Here is a 16279-nt window from a genome sequence, read left to right as displayed (position 1 = left end):
GCGAAGACTTGTCTACCGATCCTGCAGGATCATCTCGGACGCTTTTTCCGCGATCATGATAACCGGAGAGTTGGTGTTGCCGGAGACGATGGTCGGCATGATCGAGGCATCGACGACACGAAGGCCGCCGAGGCCGTGCACGCGCAGCCGCTCATCGACCACCGCCATGGCGTCCGAGCCCATCTTGCAGGTGCCGACGGGGTGGAAGATCGTCGTGGCGATGTCGCCCACCTTGCGCACCAGGTCGTCGCGGCTGATTACCTGTGGCCCGGGCAACATCTCCTCCGGCTCGAAGCGGGCGATCGCCTTTGCCTTCATCAGCCGGCGTGCGTGTTCAATCGAAGCGACCGCGACATGGCGGTCTCCTTCCGTCGAGAGATAATTCGGCCGGATTTTCGCCGCCGCTTTCGGATCGGCGCTTTCCATATGCACGCTTCCGCGGCTTTCAGGCCGCAGGTTGCAGACCGAGACCGTTACCGCCGGGAAACGATGCAGCGGCTCGCCCAGCCGGTCGGTGCTGAGTGGCTGCACGTGATATTCGAGGTCCGGCGTGGCAAGCCTTGCGTCCGAGCGGGCGAAGATGCCGAGCTGGCTCGGCGCCATTGAAAGGGGGCCGGTGCGCCACAGCGCGTATTCCGCACCCATCGCCGCGCGGCGCACGAGGTTGTGATAGCGCTGGTTCAGCGTATCGGCGTTCTTGACCTTGAACACGGTGCGGATCTGCAGATGGTCCTGCAGGTTTTCGCCGACGCCTTCCAAGGCGTGCCGCGTCTCGATGCCCAGGTCGGACAGGAGTTCCGGCCTGCCGATACCGGACAGTTCGAGGATCTTCGGCGAGTTGATGGCGCCGGCTGCCAGGACCGTTTCTGCAGCCTTGGCGATCAGCAATCTGCCTTCATGGTGAAAGACCACGCCGGTGACGCGGCGTCCATCGAAGGCGAGCCGTTCGGTTTCGGCGCCGGTCAAGACGCGCAGGTTGGGGCGGTCGGCGATGCCGCGCAGGAACGCCTTGGAGGTGTTCCAGCGCACGCCTTTCTTCTGGTTGACCTCGAAATAGCCGGAACCTTCATTGGTGCCGCTGTTGAAGTCTTCGGTGCGTGGAATGCCGAGCTCCTCGGCCGCATCACGGAAGGCATCGAGGATCGGCCAGGACAGGCGCTGCTTCTCTACCCGCCATTCGCCACCGGCGCCGTGCATGGCGCTGTTGCCGCCGTGATAATCCTCCGACTTGCGGAAATAGGGCAGCACGTCGTCCCAGCCCCAGCCACCATTGCCGGCCTGGCGCCAGCCGTCATAGTCGGCCGCCTGGCCGCGCATGTAGATCATGCCGTTGATGGACGAGCAGCCGCCGAGCACCTTGCCGCGCGGATAGTTGAGGCTGCGTCCGTTGAGGCCGGCATCCGGCTCGGTCTTCATCAGCCAGTCGGTGCGCGGATTGCCCATGCAGTAGAGATAGCCGATCGGGATATCGACCCAGTGGTAGCGATCGCTGCCGCCGGCTTCGAGCAGAAGCACCTTGTTGCGCGGGTCGGCTGACAGGCGGTTCGCGAGCACGCAGCCGGCGGAACCAGCGCCGACGATCACGAAGTCGAATTCGCCGAAGGAAGCGGGTTCGGTCACGGCTGCGCCTGCATCTTGGCGATGCGGTCCCACATCGGGTTCATCGCCTGGTTGATCTCGCCATAGAGTTGGTAGCGCGCGGCATAGGCAGGGGCAATCGAGCCATTGGGCGTATAAAGCCGCGCGGCCGAAGTCATCGCCGCGGCCCCTGTCGCGAAGTCGGTGAAGGCACCAACGCCGGTGCCGGCGGCGATCGCGGCGCCGAGCGCACCGGTCTCGCGGCTCCTCGCCACGGTGACGGGCACGCACAGCACATCGGCGAAGATCTGCGCCCAGACCCCGCTGCGCGAGCCGCCGCCGGACAGCACCGCCTCATCGAAATGCGCGCCGGCCCGGTAGAGTGTCTCGACATGGCGCTTGTGTTCGAAGGCGACACCCTCGAACAGCGCCCGCAGCATATGTGCGCGGCCATGCCAGCCGGCGATGCCGTAGAAGCCGGCGCGTGCGCGCCCGTTCTGCTGCGAACCATAGAGGAACGGGTGGTAGATCGGCACGTCGCCGGCCGGATCGACGGAAGCGACCAGTTCGCTGGCGTGATCGAACGGTGACTTCCCATCGCCCACCTCGTGTTCGAGGAATTCGCGGGCGATCCATTCGAGGTTGGCTGCCGAAGTGGCACTGGATTCGATCGCCAGGTAACGCTGCGGGTCGAAGGTGGAGAGCATGAAGATCGACGGATCGCGGATAGGTTCGTCGGTGATGACCTGGTTGATGCTCCAGGTGCCGGCGATGATCGAGGCAGCACCCGTGCGCGTCACGCCCGAGCCGATCGCGCTCGCCACCACGTCGAACAGGCCGGCGATCACCGGCGTTCCAGCCTTCAGCCCTGTCAGCGCCGCGACCTGTGCTGTGACACGGCCGGCGATCTCCGCCGACTCCAACGCCGGCGGCAACAGGTCCATGCAGTCGTCGAGACCGTAGGCGGCAAGCAGGCCTTGCTCATAGCGGCGCGCCGGCATGCTGAGCAGGCCGCAGCCCGACATGTCGGTGGTGTCGCTCGAGCGCGCGCCGGTCAGCCGATTGACGACGAAGTCCTTGCACAGGAACACGGTGCCGATACGCCGGAACAGATCCGGTGCGAAGCGCTTGATCCAGGCAAGCAGCGTCGGCGTTTGCGCCGCCCAGGGCCGCTGCAGGCAATAGGGATAAGTGCGGTCGCCGACATTGGCCACGGCCCATTCGGCGACGATGCCGACCCCGCGCGTGTCGAGCGACTGGATGCCGATCAGCGGTGCGCCGTCACGGTCCAGCGCGTAGAGGCCGTTGCCGTGTCCGGCGCAGCCGATCGCGACTATGTCGCCTGTTTCGATGCCGGCCTGCTCGATGCAGCGGCGGATGACCGTGACAGCGTTGGCCCAGAGTTCATTGAGATCGCGTTCGACATGGCCAGGCTTCGGCATCGACGAGCGGCCGTCGAGCGCGGCAACCGCCAGCTCCCGACCGGTCGTGTCGAAGATGATGGCCTTGATGACGGTGTTGCCGGCATCGAGGCCCAGAATGTAACGACCCATCGGTCTCCTCCCGAGGTGTTCCCTTCTCCCACAAGGGGAGAAGGACATGGCATCAGTCCTCTTACGCCCGGTTGTACAGGTCCCAGGCCGTGGCGCCATCCGCGTTGTCGTGGATGATCGCCATCAGGCCGCGCACGACGGCGCTCGGGTTGGCGTGCTGGTAGATGTTGCGGCCGTAAACCATGCCGAGCGCGCCCTGCGCCATCAGTGCGGCCGATTTGTCGAACACGGCACGCAGGTCCTCCTTGCCGCCGCCGCGCACCAGCACCGGGCAGCGCGCCGTTTCCACCACGCGATGAAAATCTTCCGCCCGGGTGGTCGGATCGGCCTTGATGATGTCGGCGCCCATCTCGCGCGCCAGCCGCGTCAGCGTCACGATCTTCTCGGCATCGCCGTCCACCATGTAGCCGCCCTGTTCCACCGGCAGCATGGCCAGCGGTTCGATCATCAGCGGCATGCCGTACTTCTCGCAGTCGGCACGCACGCGAGCGATGTTCTGGACGCATTGCCTGAACAGGTCGGGTTCGTCGGGCAGCATGAACAGGTTCACCACCACGCAGGCGGCGTCCATCTCGATCGCGCCGACCAGCGGCTCGGCCTCGTTCTGCAGCACCGCCCACATCGCGCGGTGGCGGATGCGGTTGTAGGGGTTACCCATGTCGATGCGCATGACCAGCGCGGGCTTGTCCTTGCCCGCAACCTCCTGGAGCAGGTCGGCCTGGCCGTAATTCATCTGGATGGCGTCTGGGCCCGCCTTCACCAGCTTCTCCACCACGCCGGCCATGTCCTCCAGCCCGACCAGGAAGCTCGGCTCGTTGCAAACGCCGTGGTCGATGGCGACGTCGAGGCAACGGCCGTTGCCGAACAGCCTGTTCATGCGGACTTTTTTGTTCACGCGCATATCGCGCTCCTTTTGTCTGTCTCGGAGGGATTGGATAGGTCGACGCCGTGCTGGTGCTTGAGCAAAGCAAGGAACGCGGCGCGTTCCTGCGCAGCCTGCTCGGCACTCCATATCTTGTGGGCGGCGAGGATATCGAGCACTGCGTCGACAAGCTCTGTCGTCAGGCCGCCGGTGATGGCGATGGTGGTGCGGCGCAGGAAGATGTCGGCCAGCGTCTCGACCTGCTCACGCTCGACGATCAGCCGGATTTCATTGTGGCTGTAGCCGTAGCCCGGCAGCATGGTGTCAGCAGTCCTGGAAAGCTCGTCGGCGATAGCGCGGGCCGAACTGCCGTACCGCTCCAGCAGGGTCTGCGTGCGCGCCTTGCTGATCCTGTATTCGGACGCCAGGGCTGCGCACCATGTCGCGGGGTCCGCAGGGAAATCCCTGCCGCCGCCGATCGCGAGGTCTTCGGTCCCGATTTCGCGTGTCAACCCCAGTCGTTCCAGCGCCATGTCGGCGGCCATTGCGCCGAAGGAACGGAAGGTGGTCCATTTCCCCCCGATCATGCACAGCGTTGCCGGCAACGCGCCGATCGGTTCGACGAATTCGCAGAAATGGTCACGCGGGATGCGTCCCGTGAAACTGTCCTCGCTGGCCGGCAATGGCCGCACGCCGGAGAAGCGGAAGACGATCTCCTCTTCGGCTATCTTGATCGACGGAAAGACAAAGGCGAGCGACTGCAGGATATAGCGCAGCTCGTCATCCTCGCAACGCACCTGATCTGGATCGTCGACACGGATATCGGTCGAGCCGATCAGCACCTTGCCGAGATAGGGGAACAGGATGCAGATGCGTCCGTCCTCGTTTTCGTAATAGATCATCTGGCCGGCGAGAGCGTTGTGCAGTTCCTGGCTGTCGACGATGATATGCGACCCCTTGGTGCCACCCATCATGGTCGGTGCGGATGCACCGATTGACCTGTTGGTGAGGTCGATCCAGCCGCCGGTGGCGTTGATGATCAGGCGAGGGCGCACCGGCAGCGCTTCGCCGGTGATGGTGTCGGTCAGCGTCAGGCCGCCCTCATCGGAACCGACCTGTGCATAGTTGAGTGCATGCGCCGTGGGCGAGGCCGCCATGGCGTCGTGCAGCATCTCCAGGCCTAGCCGTTCCGGCCGGCTCACCCAGGCGTCGTAATAGGTCGCGGAGCTGCGCGTCGCCGGATTGATCGCCGGCCACGTCGCGAGCGTTTTCCGGGCACCACGAAAACTGTGCACGGGCATCAGCCGTCGCGACGCCGTGAAGACGTCGTAGAGCGTCAGTCCCGCCTTGATGACGAGCGCGCCACGCCGGCTCGGACGCCGGGTCAGGCCGAGGAAACGCACTGCGCCGTTGGCGATGCCGGAGAAGATGTCGAAGATCGGCACGGTGGTTGGCAGCGGCGCGACATAGTGGGGAGCATTGCGCAGCAGCCGGTCACGCTCGAGCAGCGATTCCTTCACCAGCTTGAATTCACCATTTTCCAGATAGCGCAGGCCGCCATGCACCATACGCGACAGCGCGGCGCTGGCGCCGCTGCAATAGTCGCCCTTTTCGGCCAGCAGCACGTCGACGCCCTGCAAGGCCAGCTCACGGAAGACGCTGATGCCGTTGATGCCGCCGCCGATCACCAGCACGGCAATATCCGGCCGCTCTCGCAGCGCGGCGAGTGTTTCGTTGCGCGTCATGTCGGAAATGCCTCGGTTTACTCAGGCATCCATCTGGGTCAGATGCATGGCTATTGCTTTGTCGAGAGCCGCGACTTCATCACGGCTCAGCTTGACTTCGCCGGCGCGTGCATTGTCGAGGGCCTGTTCGGGATTGCGGGCGCCGCACAGCGCGAAGGTGATGCCGGGCTGCGCCAGCGTCCAGGCGATGACGATCTGCGCCATCGAGGCCTTGTGCTGTTCCGAGATCGGCTGGATCGCCTGTTTCAGCGCCGCAACCTTCTGCCGGTTGGATGAAGAGAAGCGCGGATTGTCCTTGCGCTGGTCGTCACCGGAGAAGGCCCGGCCCGGGTCGATCGAGCCGGTGAGCAGGCCGAGCGCCAGCGAGGAATAGCTGAGCGTCGCCACATTCTGTTGCCGGGTGATCGGCAGCAGCGTGCTTTCGATCTCACGGTCGATCATCGAATAGCGTTCCTGGATGGCATCGAGCTGTCCGGCGGTGACGTATTGCCTGAGCTCTTCGGCGTTCACGTTGCTGGCACCGATCGCGCGGATCTTGCCGGCGGCCTTCAGCTTCTCCAGCGCGGCGACCGTCTCGGCGATCGGTGTCGTCGGGTCCTGCCAATGTGTGATGTAGAGGTCGATATGGTCTGTGCCGAGCCGCCTAAGGCTCTGCTCGACCTCATAGGCGATGCCGTCGGCGCCCAGATAGCGGTGCACCGGCTTGTCGTCCTGGTCGAAGAAATGGTTGCCCTTGCCGGAATGCCAGTTCAGGCCGCATTTCGTGGCGATCACGACCTTGTCGCGCTTTCCCTTGATCGACTTGCCGACGATCTCCTCGCTGCGGCCGAGGCCGTAGGCAGGCGCCGTGTCGATCAGGCTGACGCCGGCATCGATCGAAGCTTCGATGGCTTTGATGGAAGCCTGTTCGTCGGTACCACCCCACATCCAGCCGCCGATTGCCCAGGTGCCGAGGCCGACGGCGGACGCCTGGATGCCGGATGCGCCGATGGCGCGCTGCATTTGACTGGAGTTCATGCTGCTTCTCTTTCGGCGAGGTCGATGATGCCGAGGCCGGTCGCCTCGTCGGTGACGATGATGTCGAGATGGTTGCCGCGCATGGCCGACAGGATCGGCGCGACCTTGCTCGGCCCGCTGGCGATACCGATCGAGCGCGGGATGGTGGCGAATTCGTCCAGCGTCAGCGAAACCAGCGAGCGGTTCAGCGTGTAGTCGCTGAGCCCGCCGTCCCGGTCGATCAGATGCGCCAGCAGTTCACCCGAAGCGCCCGAGCGTTCGATGGCCTGGCGGTCGGCGCTGGAGGAGGGGTGCAGGTCGTAATAGGAGGAATCGTCGGTCAGGATCGAACCGACGCCGACCACGGCGATCGTGGCCTCCCGTGCCCGGCGGAACACGTCCGCCACGGCCCGCACGCTCATCAGCATTTCACGCTGTTCGGGCGTATCGGCGAAAAGCGGTGCATGGATCTGATAGGCACGGCCGCCGAGCTTGTCGGCCATCAGCGAGGCGACGTGGTTGACGTCGGTGTAATGCTTGCCCTGCACCAGTCCGGTCGCCGGGATGACCTCGACATCGTAGCGACGGCCGGGCTTGAGGCCGGCGACCAGCGCGCTGACACCCTTGCCACCGGTGATCGAGATGGTATCGCCATCCTTGATCGTTTCAAGCAGCAGGTTGGCTGCCGCTTCGCCGACACGCTGCAGGGCCGTCTGCGGGTTTTCTGAAACCGTCGGCACCACCACCGCGCGTTCGATGCCGCCAAGCCCGACCAGCCGCGTTTCGAGGTCGACCAGATGGTCGATCGGCGACTTGATCTTGATCTCGACGAGGCCGAGCTGATGGCCACGCTTGATCAGGCGGTTCACCGTTGCATGCGAGATACCGAGTTCCTTGGCGATCTCGGCCTGTGTCTTGCCCTCCATATAGTGGAGGACGAGCGCCTGATGCATCTGGCGCACGGTCGAGATGTCGTCGCGTGTGCTGGGAGGTGCCATGGGATCGCGCCTCAGGACTTCTTGGCGTGCAGGAAGTGGTCGGCGGATACCGCCGCCAGCAGAATGCAGCCCTTGATCATGTCCTGCCAGTAGACCGAGATGTCGAGCAGGATGAGCGAGCTGGTCACCACTGACAGCAGCGCGATGCCGAGGATGGCGCCGAAGATCGTTCCCGAGCCGCCTTTCAGCGATGCGCCGCCGATGACCGCCGCCGCGATGATGTTGAGCTCCATGCCCGCGCCGAAGGTCGGCGTCGCGGCGCCGAAGCGCGCCATGTAGATGACGCCGGCAACGCCTGAAAGCGTGGCGCACAGCACCGTCACCCAGAACTTCACCTGGTTGGTCTTGATGCCGGAGAACTGCGCTGCCTTCTCGTTGGAGCCTGTATAGAACACCTTGCGGAAGGCTGTCGCGCGCCGGAGCAGGAAGTCGAAGATCGCCACCACGACCACGAAAATGATGATGACATAAGGAATGCCCTGGAAGCTGCCCTGACCGATCGCCTTGAACTCCGGGGGCAGTGTGAACAGCGACAGCGGCGTGCCCTTGGTGATGACCAGGCACAGTCCGCGCACGATCACCATCGCGGCCAGCGAGGTGATGAAGTGGTTGAGCCCGACCACGGTAACGAAGAAACCCATCACCGCGCCGATCAGCGCGCTGACCGCGATGCCGATCAGGCTGGCGGTCCACGGGTCCAGCCCCATCAGGAACAGCGCGCCGGAAACCACCATGGAGAAGCACACCACCGAGCCGACGGAGAGGTCGATGCCGCCGACGATGAGCAGGATGGTCATGCCAACAACGACGATGCCCTCGATCGAGAAGCTCATCAGCATGGCGCGGAAGTTTCCCCAGGTGAGGAAGTGCGGCGAGGCGAAGCTCATGGCGATGCACAGCGCCAGGATGATCACGATCAGGCCGGCCTCGCGCATCGAGGCAAGCCGGGCGAAGCTGGAACGGCTCGGGCCCGTGGCCTTGATGTCGGCATGCATGACGGTTTCTCCCGCTCTAGGCGACATGGTTTGCTTGTCCCTGGTTTGCTGCAGCTGGCTGCACACCGGAGGCCAGCATGATGATGGCTTCTTCGTCGAGTTCGCCCGCGCCGAGTTCGCCGGCGATGGCTCCTTCGCGCACGACCAGCACCCGGTCGCACAGGCCGATGAGTTCGGGCAGTTCCGAGGAGATGACGAGGATGCCGACGCCCTGGCTGGCGAGATCGCGCAGCAGGCGGTGGATCTCGACCTTGGCACCGACATCGATGCCACGCGTCGGCTCGTCCATGATGATGACCTTGGGCGAAACCGAAAGCTGCTTGGCGATCGCCACCTTCTGCTGGTTGCCGCCCGAAAGCGTCGAGACAGCCGCGTCGATGCCGGCCATGCGCACGCCGAGGCGCCTGGCGAGGCTCGCCGCCTGCTCGGCCTCGGCACGACGGTCGAGCAGGCCGAAGCGGCCGGTGAGCTTGCCGAGGTCGAGCGCCGACACATTGGCGGCGATCGAGAGGTCGAGGAACACGCCGGAACCCTTGCGGTCCTCGGAAAGATAGACGAGGCCGGCCTGCACGGCGTCGGCATAGCTGCGGATGGCGAGTGGCTTGCCGCCGAGCGCGACGCTGCCGGCGCTTGCCTGCCGCAAGCCGCAGATCGTCTGCGCGATCTCGCTGCGTCCGGCGCCGATGAGGCCGCCGATGCCGAGGATTTCGCCGGCTTTGAGGTCGAGGTCGACATCGGCGAAGCGGCTGCCGTCGGACAGGCCCTTGACGGAGAGCAGGGTTTGGCCGGGTGCAGCATCGACGGAGAGCTTGTCGGGATAGAGCTGGGTGATCTCGCGTCCGACCATCTTGCGCACGACGTCGTCAGGCGACGTCGCCGCGATGGCTTCGGTCGCGACATAGCGTCCGTCGCGGAAGACGGTGACGCGGTCGCAGAGCGAAAAGATCTCGGCCATGCGGTGGCTGATATAGATCACGGAGATGCCGCGTGCCTTCAGGTCGCGCACGATCGAAAACAGCCGCTGGGCCTCGGTTTCGGTCAGCGCCGCGGTTGGCTCGTCGAGAATCAGCACCTTGCAGTCGAGCGTGAGCGCCTTGGCGATCTCGACCAGTTGCTGGCTGGAAATGGAAAGGTCTGCGACCTTGGTGCGCACCGGAATGGGCGCGAGCTGGTTCATCGCCTTTTCGGCTTGGGCATAGACTTCGCCGTAATTCATCAGCGGCGCGCGGCGGGCGTTGATTGCTGCCATGCAGATGTTTTCAGCAACCGTCGCGTCCTGGCAGAGCGCGATCTCCTGGTGCACCAGCGCAATGCCGAGCTTCTGTGCCGCTGCTGGCGATGCGATCGCAACCGGCTGGCCGTCGATCAGGATCTCGCCTTCATCGGGCTGCAGCACGCCGCCGATCATGTTCATCAGCGTCGACTTGCCGGCGCCGTTCTCGCCGCACAGCGCGTGCACCTCGCCGCGCCGCAGTTCGAGCGCGACGCCGCTCAGTGCCTTGACCGGGCCGAACGCCTTGGAGAGGTTGCGGATCTGAAGGACGGGCGCGTCGGTCACGCCATGCTCCTGCGAAAGGGTCTGAAAAGGTGCCGGAAGGGACGGTCCCTTCCGGCCAGTCGGTGGTCGGGCCGAAGCTTACTCTTCGATGCCCTTGGTGCCACGCCGCTTGAGATATTTGTCCCAGTAGAAATCGTCGGCGTTGTCCTTGGTCACGATCGAGAAGCCGTTGTCGACGAAAGGCACCTTCATGGCATTGGTGCCGGCGCGCTTGGCGTCGTTCATCGGGTCGATCAGCTCGGGGTGCTTGGCCAGCCAGAGCAGCATGAAGCCCATGTAGCCCTGCATGCCCTGGTTGGGGTTGACCGAACCGAAGATCTCGCCGGCCTTGATCATGTCGAGGATCTTGGCGTTGACGTCGGCCAGCATGACCTTGATCTTGCCGCCGCCTTCCTTGGCCGCCTGGGCGGCGCCGATCGCCGAATTGGCTTCCGGCATGAAGACGGCACCGAGATCGGGATGCGCCTGCGCGAGGCTGAGCACCGCCTGATATGCCTTGGTCGGGTCCTGGTTGGAAGCGGCACGGCCGACCAGCTTCATGTCAGGCCACTTGGCTTCCATGCGGGCGACGAAAGCGGCGACGCGCTTGTCGTGATTGTCCTGGCCGGGGTTCTCCAGCACGGCATATTCGCCTTTGCCGCCCATCGATTCAGCGACGGCGTCGGCGGCGTAGGTGCCTTCGGCGACGTTGTCGGAGGTGATGTAGGAGACGCGTTTGGAATTCGGCGAGTCGGCCGCGAAGGTCACGACCGCCGTGCCCTGTTCGATGGCGCGGTTGATCGGCTCGATGAACGGATCGGAATTCATCGGGTGAACCAGGATGCCGGCCGGCTTCTGGGCGAGCGCCTGGTCGAAGCTGGCGATCTGCTTGTTCACGTCGTATTCCGGCGTGCCGGTATAGGCGGTCTCGCAGCCGAACTGCTGGCCGGCCTGCTTGAACATTTCATAGACCGGGAACCAGTATTCGACGCCCGAGACCATGACGTTCATGACGTATTTTTCGCCGGGCTGGCATTTGAACGGGTTGGCGGTTTCAGCAAGCGCCGGAGTCGAACTCATGAAGGTCGACGCCGCTGCCGCCATGGCGAGCGTGCTCAGAAATTTGCGCAAGTTTCCTCCCTTGGCCGAAGCCATTCCTCAAGAACCGTCGCGGCGCTTTTGCACCGTTTCATGGATTGATTGCAGCCGGACTTCCTCCCGAAGCCAGCAGCAGGATCATTGCAGCATGCGACGATACTGTCAATAAAATTCATATACTGAAATATATTTCAGATCAATCGGCCATTCGACGGAAAATGAACGTCTCGTGACTTGCGCAAATCGGGCCGGTTCTGGCAACTGGCCATGCCTTCGTGGCTGCGGCAAGGAGTGATGATGACCGCCAGTATCAGGGATTTCGGTTTGGCCTGCGGCTCGCTGCCTGTGGGTGTGCTGAACGCCATCACCGATGTCGCCGGCGTCCGCGTCGGCCATGTCACGCTGCGCGATGGCGATATCAACACCGGGGTCACTGCCATCCTGCCGCATGGCGGCAATCTTTTCCGCAGCAAGGTGAGGGCGGCATCCGAAGTCATCAACGGCTTCGGCAAGGCCGTCGGGCTGGTGCAGCTCGACGAACTCGGCACCCTCGAGACGCCGTTGCTTTTGACCAACACGCTGTCCGTCGGCACCTGCGCCACCGCCCTGGTCCGGGAAGCGATCCGCCAGAACCCCGACATCGGCCGCCGCACCGGCACCGTCAATCCCGTCGTCGCCGAGTGCAATGACGGTCCGCTCAACGACATCCAGGCGCTGGCGATTGGCGAGGAGCACGCGCTGGCCGCCATCGAAGCCGCCGGGGAAGGGCCGGTCGAGCAGGGTAGCGTTGGTGCCGGCACCGGCATGACCTGCTTCGGCTTCAAGGGTGGCATCGGCACCGCGTCGCGCCGCGTCAGGCTCGACGGTCGCGATCATCATCTCGGCGCGCTTGTGCTTTCCAATTTCGGCCGCGCCGGCGACCTCATCCTGCCGGAGGGTCGCCGTCCCGACCCGCGCCGGGCGAGCGAGCCGGAAAGCGGCTCGGTGATCATTGTGCTGGCCACCGACATCCCGCTCGAGCACCGGCAGCTGAAACGTGTCGCCCGTCGCGCCGGCGCCGGTATCGCCAGGCTTGGCGCGTTCTGGGGCCATGGCAGCGGCGATATCGCCATAGCTTTCTCGACCGCCGATCCGGTCGACCATGATGAAAAGCGCGGTCTTGTCTCGATTCAGGTCTTGAACGAGTCGCGCATCGACTTGCTTTTCCAGGCTGTCGCCGACGCAACCCAGGAAGCGGTGTTGAATTCCATGCTGGCCTCGCCTGTTTTCGAAGGCAGGGACGGTGCGCGCCGGCCATCTCTGGCCGATTGGCTGCGAGCCAACGCCTGAGCCTTCTTCTCTCAGGCAGGGAGAAGCCTCTTCTCGCCGTGTCGTGAACGACGATGCAACCCTCGCGGGCGAACACCGCGGGGTGCTTTCGTGCGCTTCTGGATTGGATGTCCACAAACCCACTGACGTCACCGATGTTTATGGACATTAGTCTTGACAGAAATACATATGTTCAATACCCGTCAGGCATCAGAACAGCCTGCATGTGGGAGGAGTGACTGCTATGGCTTCCAATATTGCGTTGACGGGCCTTGCCCGTGATCTCGAGGAGCGCGGCAAGTCCGGAAAGCCGATCCGCATCGGCCTGATCGGTTCGGGTGAGATGGGCACCGACATCGTCACGCGCGTCGCCCACATGTCCGGCATCGAGATCGGCGCGATCTCCGAATTGAACATTCCCAATGCTCACAAGGCCGTCGACATCGCCTTCCAGGAAGGCGGCCATTCGAAGGAAGTCTCGAACGCTTCGGCCATGACAGAGGCCATGGAAGCCGGCAAGGTTGCCGTCACCAACGATGCCGACCTCATCATCAACAACGACCTGATCGACGTCGTCATCGATGCAACGGGCGTTCCGGCCGTCGGCGCCGAGATCGGCCTGCGCGCCATGGAGCACGGCAAGCACCTCGTCATGATGAATGTCGAGGCCGACGTCACCATCGGTGCTTATCTGAAAAGCGAAGCCGATCGTCTCGGCGTCACCTATTCGCTCGGTGCCGGCGACGAGCCGTCCTCCTGCATGGAGCTGATCGAATTCGTCTCGGCCATGGGCCACCCCATCGTCGCCGCCGGCAAGGGCAAGAACAATCCGCTCAACATCGACGCCACGCCTCCCGCCTATGAGGAAGAAGCGGCGCGCCGTCACATGAATGTGCGCATGCTGGTCGAGTTCGTCGACGGCTCCAAGACCATGGTCGAGATGGCGGCGATCGCCAATGCCACCGGCCTCGTGCCCGATAAGGCCGGCATGCATGGACCGGCCGCAACGCTGGGCGAACTCAACAAGGTGCTGGTCCCGGAAAAGGACGGCGGCGTCCTCTCCAGGGTCGGCGTCGTCGACTACTCAATCGGCAAGGGCGTCGCGCCTGGCGTGTTCGTCGTCGCCGACATGTCGCATCCGCGCGTCTCGGAGCGCATGGAAGACCTGAAGATGGGCAAGGGCCCGTATTTCACCTTCCATCGGCCCTATCACCTGACCTCGCTCGAGGTGCCGCTGACCTGCGCCCGCGTCGTGCTCTACGGCAAGGCCGACATGGTGCCGCTGGCCAAGCCAGTCGCCGAGGTCTGTGCCGTCGCCAAGAAGGACATGCAGCCGGGCGACAAGCTCGATGCCATCGGCGAATATTGCTACCGCGCCTGGATCATGACCGCGCCCGAAGCGCGCGCCGCCAGGGCCATCCCCTGCGGTCTGCTGCAGGGCGGTTCTGTGACCGCGCCGATCAAGAAGGGCGACCTGATCACCTATGCCAACGCCGCTCCGGCGCCAGGCTCCAAGATCGCCGAGCTGCGTGCCCGGCAGGACAAGCTCGTCTACGGCAACTGAGGAAGCATCATCATGGCCACCGCCAGGAAAGCCGCGAACAGTGACGCGGCACAACCCAACCTGCCATTTGCCTTCCGCAAATACACGGCTGAGCAGCTGCGCGACGTGCTGCACAAGATGTACTTGATCCGCCGCTTCGAGGAAGGTGCGGAAGACGCCTACATGCGCGGCCTGATCCACGGCACAATGCACCTGTCCATCGGCCAGGAAGCCAGCGCCATGGGCATCTGCATGCCGCTCACCGACCAGGACCAGATCACCTCCACCCATCGCGGCCATGGGCACTGCATCGCCAAGGGTGCCGATGTGAAGCGCATGTTCGCCGAGTTCTTCGGCAAGACCACCGGCTACTGCAAGGGCCGTGGCGGCTCCATGCACATCGCCGACGTCACCAAGGGCAATCTCGGCGCCAACGGCATCGTCGCCGGCGGCATCCCGATCGCGGTCGGTGCAGCCCTTGCCGCCAAGAAGCTCAAGACCGGCAAGGTCGCGGTCTCCTTCTTCGGCGATGGTGCCAACAATGAGGGCGCTTTCCACGAGGCGCTCAACATGGCAGCCGTGTGGAAACTGCCAGTGATCTTCGTGTGCGAGAACAACGGCTACGGCATGTCGACATCGACCGAGCGTTCGACGGCAGTGAAGAACATCGCCGACCGCGCCAGCGCCTATGCGATGCCGGGCGTCATCGTCGACGGCAACAATTTCTCCGAAGTGGCCGAGGCTGCCGACGCGGCTGTCGAGAGAGCTCGCGCCGGTGAAGGCCCGACGCTGATCGAATCCAAGACCTACCGCTATCGCGGCCATTCCAAGAGCGATCGCAACCGTTATCGCACCAAGGAAGAGATCGAGGACTGGATGGCCAACCGCGATCCGATCGCGCTGTTCGAGGCCGAGCTGAAGGAGTTCGGCATCATCGACGACGCCGGCATCGAGGCGGTGCGTGAAGCCGTGAAAAAAGAGATTGCCGCGGGCATCGAGTTCGCCAAGGACAGCCCGAGCCCGGAAATCCGCGACCTTGAGAATTACGTCTATACGGAGGTTGCGTGATGGACGTCGCAGTGCGTGAACTGAGTTATGCCCAGGCCATCCAGGAAGCCATGGCGATCGCCATGGAGCAGGATGAGCGCGTCTTCCTGATGGGCGAGGATATCGGCGTATATGGCGGCGCCTTCCAGGTCACTGGCGATCTTGTCGAGCGTTTCGGCTCCGAGCGCGTCATGGATACGCCGATCTCGGAACTGGGCGGTGCCGGCGTTGCCGTCGGTGCGGCCCTGACCGGCCTGCGTCCGATCTTCGAATTCCAGTTCTCCGATTTCGCCACGCTTGCCATGGAGCAGATCGTCAACCAGGCCGCCAAGATGCGCTTCATGCTGGGCGGCGAGGTTTCGGTTCCGGTGGTCATGCGGTTCCCGGCCGGTTCCGGCACTGGTGCCGCCGCGCAGCACAGCCAGAGCCTGGAAGCATGGCTCGGCCATGTGCCCGGCCTGAAGGTGATCCAGCCGGCGACCCCACATGATGTAAAGGGCATGCTGCTGGCGGCCGTCGCCGATCCGGACCCCGTCATGATCTTCGAGCACAAGCTGCTCTACAAGATGAAGGGCCCGGTGCCGGAAGGCCACTATACCGTGCCGATCGGCAAGGCGGACGTCCGCCGCCAGGGTCGCGACCTCACCATCGTCGCCACATCGATCATGGTGCACAAGGCGCTTGAGGCGGCCGCCGCACTGCAGGCCGAAGACATCGACATCGAGGTCATCGACCTGCGCACCGTCCGTCCGATGGACAAGCAGACCATCATCGACAGCGTCAAGAAGACCTCGCGGCTGCTCTGCGTCTACGAAGCGGTGAAGACGCTGGGCATCGGCGCGGAAGTCAGCGCTGCCGTCGCCGAAAGCGACGCCTTCGACTATCTCGATGCGCCGATCGTGCGCCTGGGCGGCGCCGAAGTCCCGATCCCGTACAATCCGGATCTCGAAAAGGCAACGGTGCCGCAGGTGCCTGATATCATCGCGGCTGCGCGCGACCTCGCCAAGGGGAAGCGCTGA

The 16279-nt window shown here is 64.2% G+C and carries 13 protein-coding genes; 4 read left to right on the top strand and 9 right to left on the bottom strand.

The genetic code is table 11. The features are described 5' to 3' along the window. Positions 1-12 precede the first annotated feature (12 nt). The 9 genes from ACFJIU_RS18725 to ACFJIU_RS18685 all read right to left on the bottom strand — a co-directional run bounded on the left by ACFJIU_RS18725 (position 13) and on the right by ACFJIU_RS18685 (position 11395). Positions 13-1620, bottom strand: a complete 1608-nt coding sequence (locus ACFJIU_RS18725; protein ID WP_379062388.1) for a GMC family oxidoreductase — start codon at positions 1618-1620, stop codon at positions 13-15. Further along, positions 1617-3131, bottom strand: coding sequence for an FGGY-family carbohydrate kinase (locus ACFJIU_RS18720; protein ID WP_379062386.1), 1515 nt, complete (start codon positions 3129-3131; stop codon positions 1617-1619). The genes ACFJIU_RS18725 and ACFJIU_RS18720 overlap by 4 nt, the downstream gene beginning before the upstream one ends. Before the next feature lie 61 nt (positions 3132-3192). After that, complete coding sequence (locus tag ACFJIU_RS18715; protein ID WP_379062384.1) at positions 3193-4032, bottom strand: class I fructose-bisphosphate aldolase; 840 nt, start codon at positions 4030-4032, stop codon at positions 3193-3195. Further along, entirely contained in the window at positions 4023-5738 is a 1716-nt protein-coding gene (locus ACFJIU_RS18710; protein ID WP_379062382.1) for a glycerol-3-phosphate dehydrogenase/oxidase, read from the bottom strand. Before ACFJIU_RS18710 ends, ACFJIU_RS18715 begins: the two co-directional genes overlap by 10 nt. 21 nt (positions 5739-5759) lie before the next feature. Next, positions 5760-6755 carry an aldo/keto reductase gene (locus ACFJIU_RS18705; protein ID WP_379062380.1) on the bottom strand — a complete coding sequence of 332 codons (996 nt, stop codon included), beginning with the start codon at positions 6753-6755 and terminating at the stop codon, positions 5760-5762. Then, entirely contained in the window at positions 6752-7732 is a 981-nt protein-coding gene (locus ACFJIU_RS18700; RefSeq protein WP_379062378.1) for a sugar-binding transcriptional regulator, read from the bottom strand. The genes ACFJIU_RS18705 and ACFJIU_RS18700 overlap by 4 nt, the downstream gene beginning before the upstream one ends. An 11-nt stretch (positions 7733-7743) precedes the next feature. After that, a complete protein-coding gene (locus tag ACFJIU_RS18695) occupies positions 7744-8727 on the bottom strand; it encodes an ABC transporter permease (protein ID WP_144378377.1) in 984 nt (327 codons plus the stop codon). 16 nt (positions 8728-8743) lie between these two features. After that, on the bottom strand, positions 8744-10285 hold the full coding sequence (locus ACFJIU_RS18690; RefSeq protein ID WP_379062376.1) for a sugar ABC transporter ATP-binding protein: 1542 nt from the start codon (positions 10283-10285) through the stop codon (positions 8744-8746). Between the two features lie 78 nt (positions 10286-10363). Then, positions 10364-11395, bottom strand: a complete 1032-nt coding sequence (locus ACFJIU_RS18685; protein WP_379062374.1) for a substrate-binding domain-containing protein — start codon at positions 11393-11395, stop codon at positions 10364-10366. A 264-nt stretch (positions 11396-11659) separates the two neighbouring features. Between ACFJIU_RS18685 and ACFJIU_RS18680 the strand changes: the two genes are divergently transcribed. From ACFJIU_RS18680 to ACFJIU_RS18665, 4 genes are all read left to right on the top strand, one after another. Beyond that, positions 11660-12691: a P1 family peptidase gene (locus ACFJIU_RS18680; protein ID WP_379073157.1), complete on the top strand. Its 1032-nt coding sequence runs from the start codon at positions 11660-11662 to the stop codon at positions 12689-12691. Positions 12692-12914: 223 nt separating this feature from the next. After that, a complete protein-coding gene (locus ACFJIU_RS18675) occupies positions 12915-14234 on the top strand; it encodes an NAD(P)H-dependent oxidoreductase (RefSeq protein ID WP_379062372.1) in 1320 nt (439 codons plus the stop codon). A gap of 12 nt (positions 14235-14246) precedes the next feature. Next, positions 14247-15281: a thiamine pyrophosphate-dependent dehydrogenase E1 component subunit alpha gene (locus tag ACFJIU_RS18670; RefSeq protein ID WP_379062370.1), complete on the top strand. Its 1035-nt coding sequence runs from the start codon at positions 14247-14249 to the stop codon at positions 15279-15281. Continuing rightward, complete coding sequence (locus ACFJIU_RS18665) at positions 15281-16279, top strand: alpha-ketoacid dehydrogenase subunit beta (RefSeq protein ID WP_379073156.1); 999 nt, start codon at positions 15281-15283, stop codon at positions 16277-16279. Before ACFJIU_RS18670 ends, ACFJIU_RS18665 begins: the two co-directional genes overlap by 1 nt.

The sequence above is a fragment of the Mesorhizobium sp. UC74_2 genome (assembly GCF_042701485.1).
Lineage (GTDB): Bacteria > Pseudomonadota > Alphaproteobacteria > Rhizobiales > Rhizobiaceae > Mesorhizobium.
This window is presented reverse-complemented; position numbering and strand designations above follow the sequence as displayed.

Excerpts from the sequence above, each read along its gene's own strand:
- ACFJIU_RS18720 (WP_379062386.1), bottom strand. The coding sequence starts at position 3,131 with ATGGGTCGTTACATTCTGGGCCTCGATGCCGGCAACACCGTCATCAAG.
- ACFJIU_RS18715 (WP_379062384.1), bottom strand. The coding sequence starts at position 4,032 with ATGCGCGTGAACAAAAAAGTCCGCATGAACAGGCTGTTCGGCAACGGC.
- ACFJIU_RS18710 (WP_379062382.1), bottom strand. The coding sequence starts at position 5,738 with ATGACGCGCAACGAAACACTCGCCGCGCTGCGAGAGCGGCCGGATATT.
- ACFJIU_RS18705 (WP_379062380.1), bottom strand. The coding sequence starts at position 6,755 with ATGAACTCCAGTCAAATGCAGCGCGCCATCGGCGCATCCGGCATCCAG.
- ACFJIU_RS18700 (WP_379062378.1), bottom strand. The coding sequence starts at position 7,732 with ATGGCACCTCCCAGCACACGCGACGACATCTCGACCGTGCGCCAGATG.
- ACFJIU_RS18695 (WP_144378377.1), bottom strand. The coding sequence starts at position 8,727 with ATGCATGCCGACATCAAGGCCACGGGCCCGAGCCGTTCCAGCTTCGCC.
- ACFJIU_RS18680 (WP_379073157.1), top strand. The coding sequence starts at position 11,660 with ATGACCGCCAGTATCAGGGATTTCGGTTTGGCCTGCGGCTCGCTGCCT.
- ACFJIU_RS18675 (WP_379062372.1), top strand. The coding sequence starts at position 12,915 with ATGGCTTCCAATATTGCGTTGACGGGCCTTGCCCGTGATCTCGAGGAG.
- ACFJIU_RS18670 (WP_379062370.1), top strand. The coding sequence starts at position 14,247 with ATGGCCACCGCCAGGAAAGCCGCGAACAGTGACGCGGCACAACCCAAC.
- ACFJIU_RS18665 (WP_379073156.1), top strand. The coding sequence starts at position 15,281 with ATGGACGTCGCAGTGCGTGAACTGAGTTATGCCCAGGCCATCCAGGAA.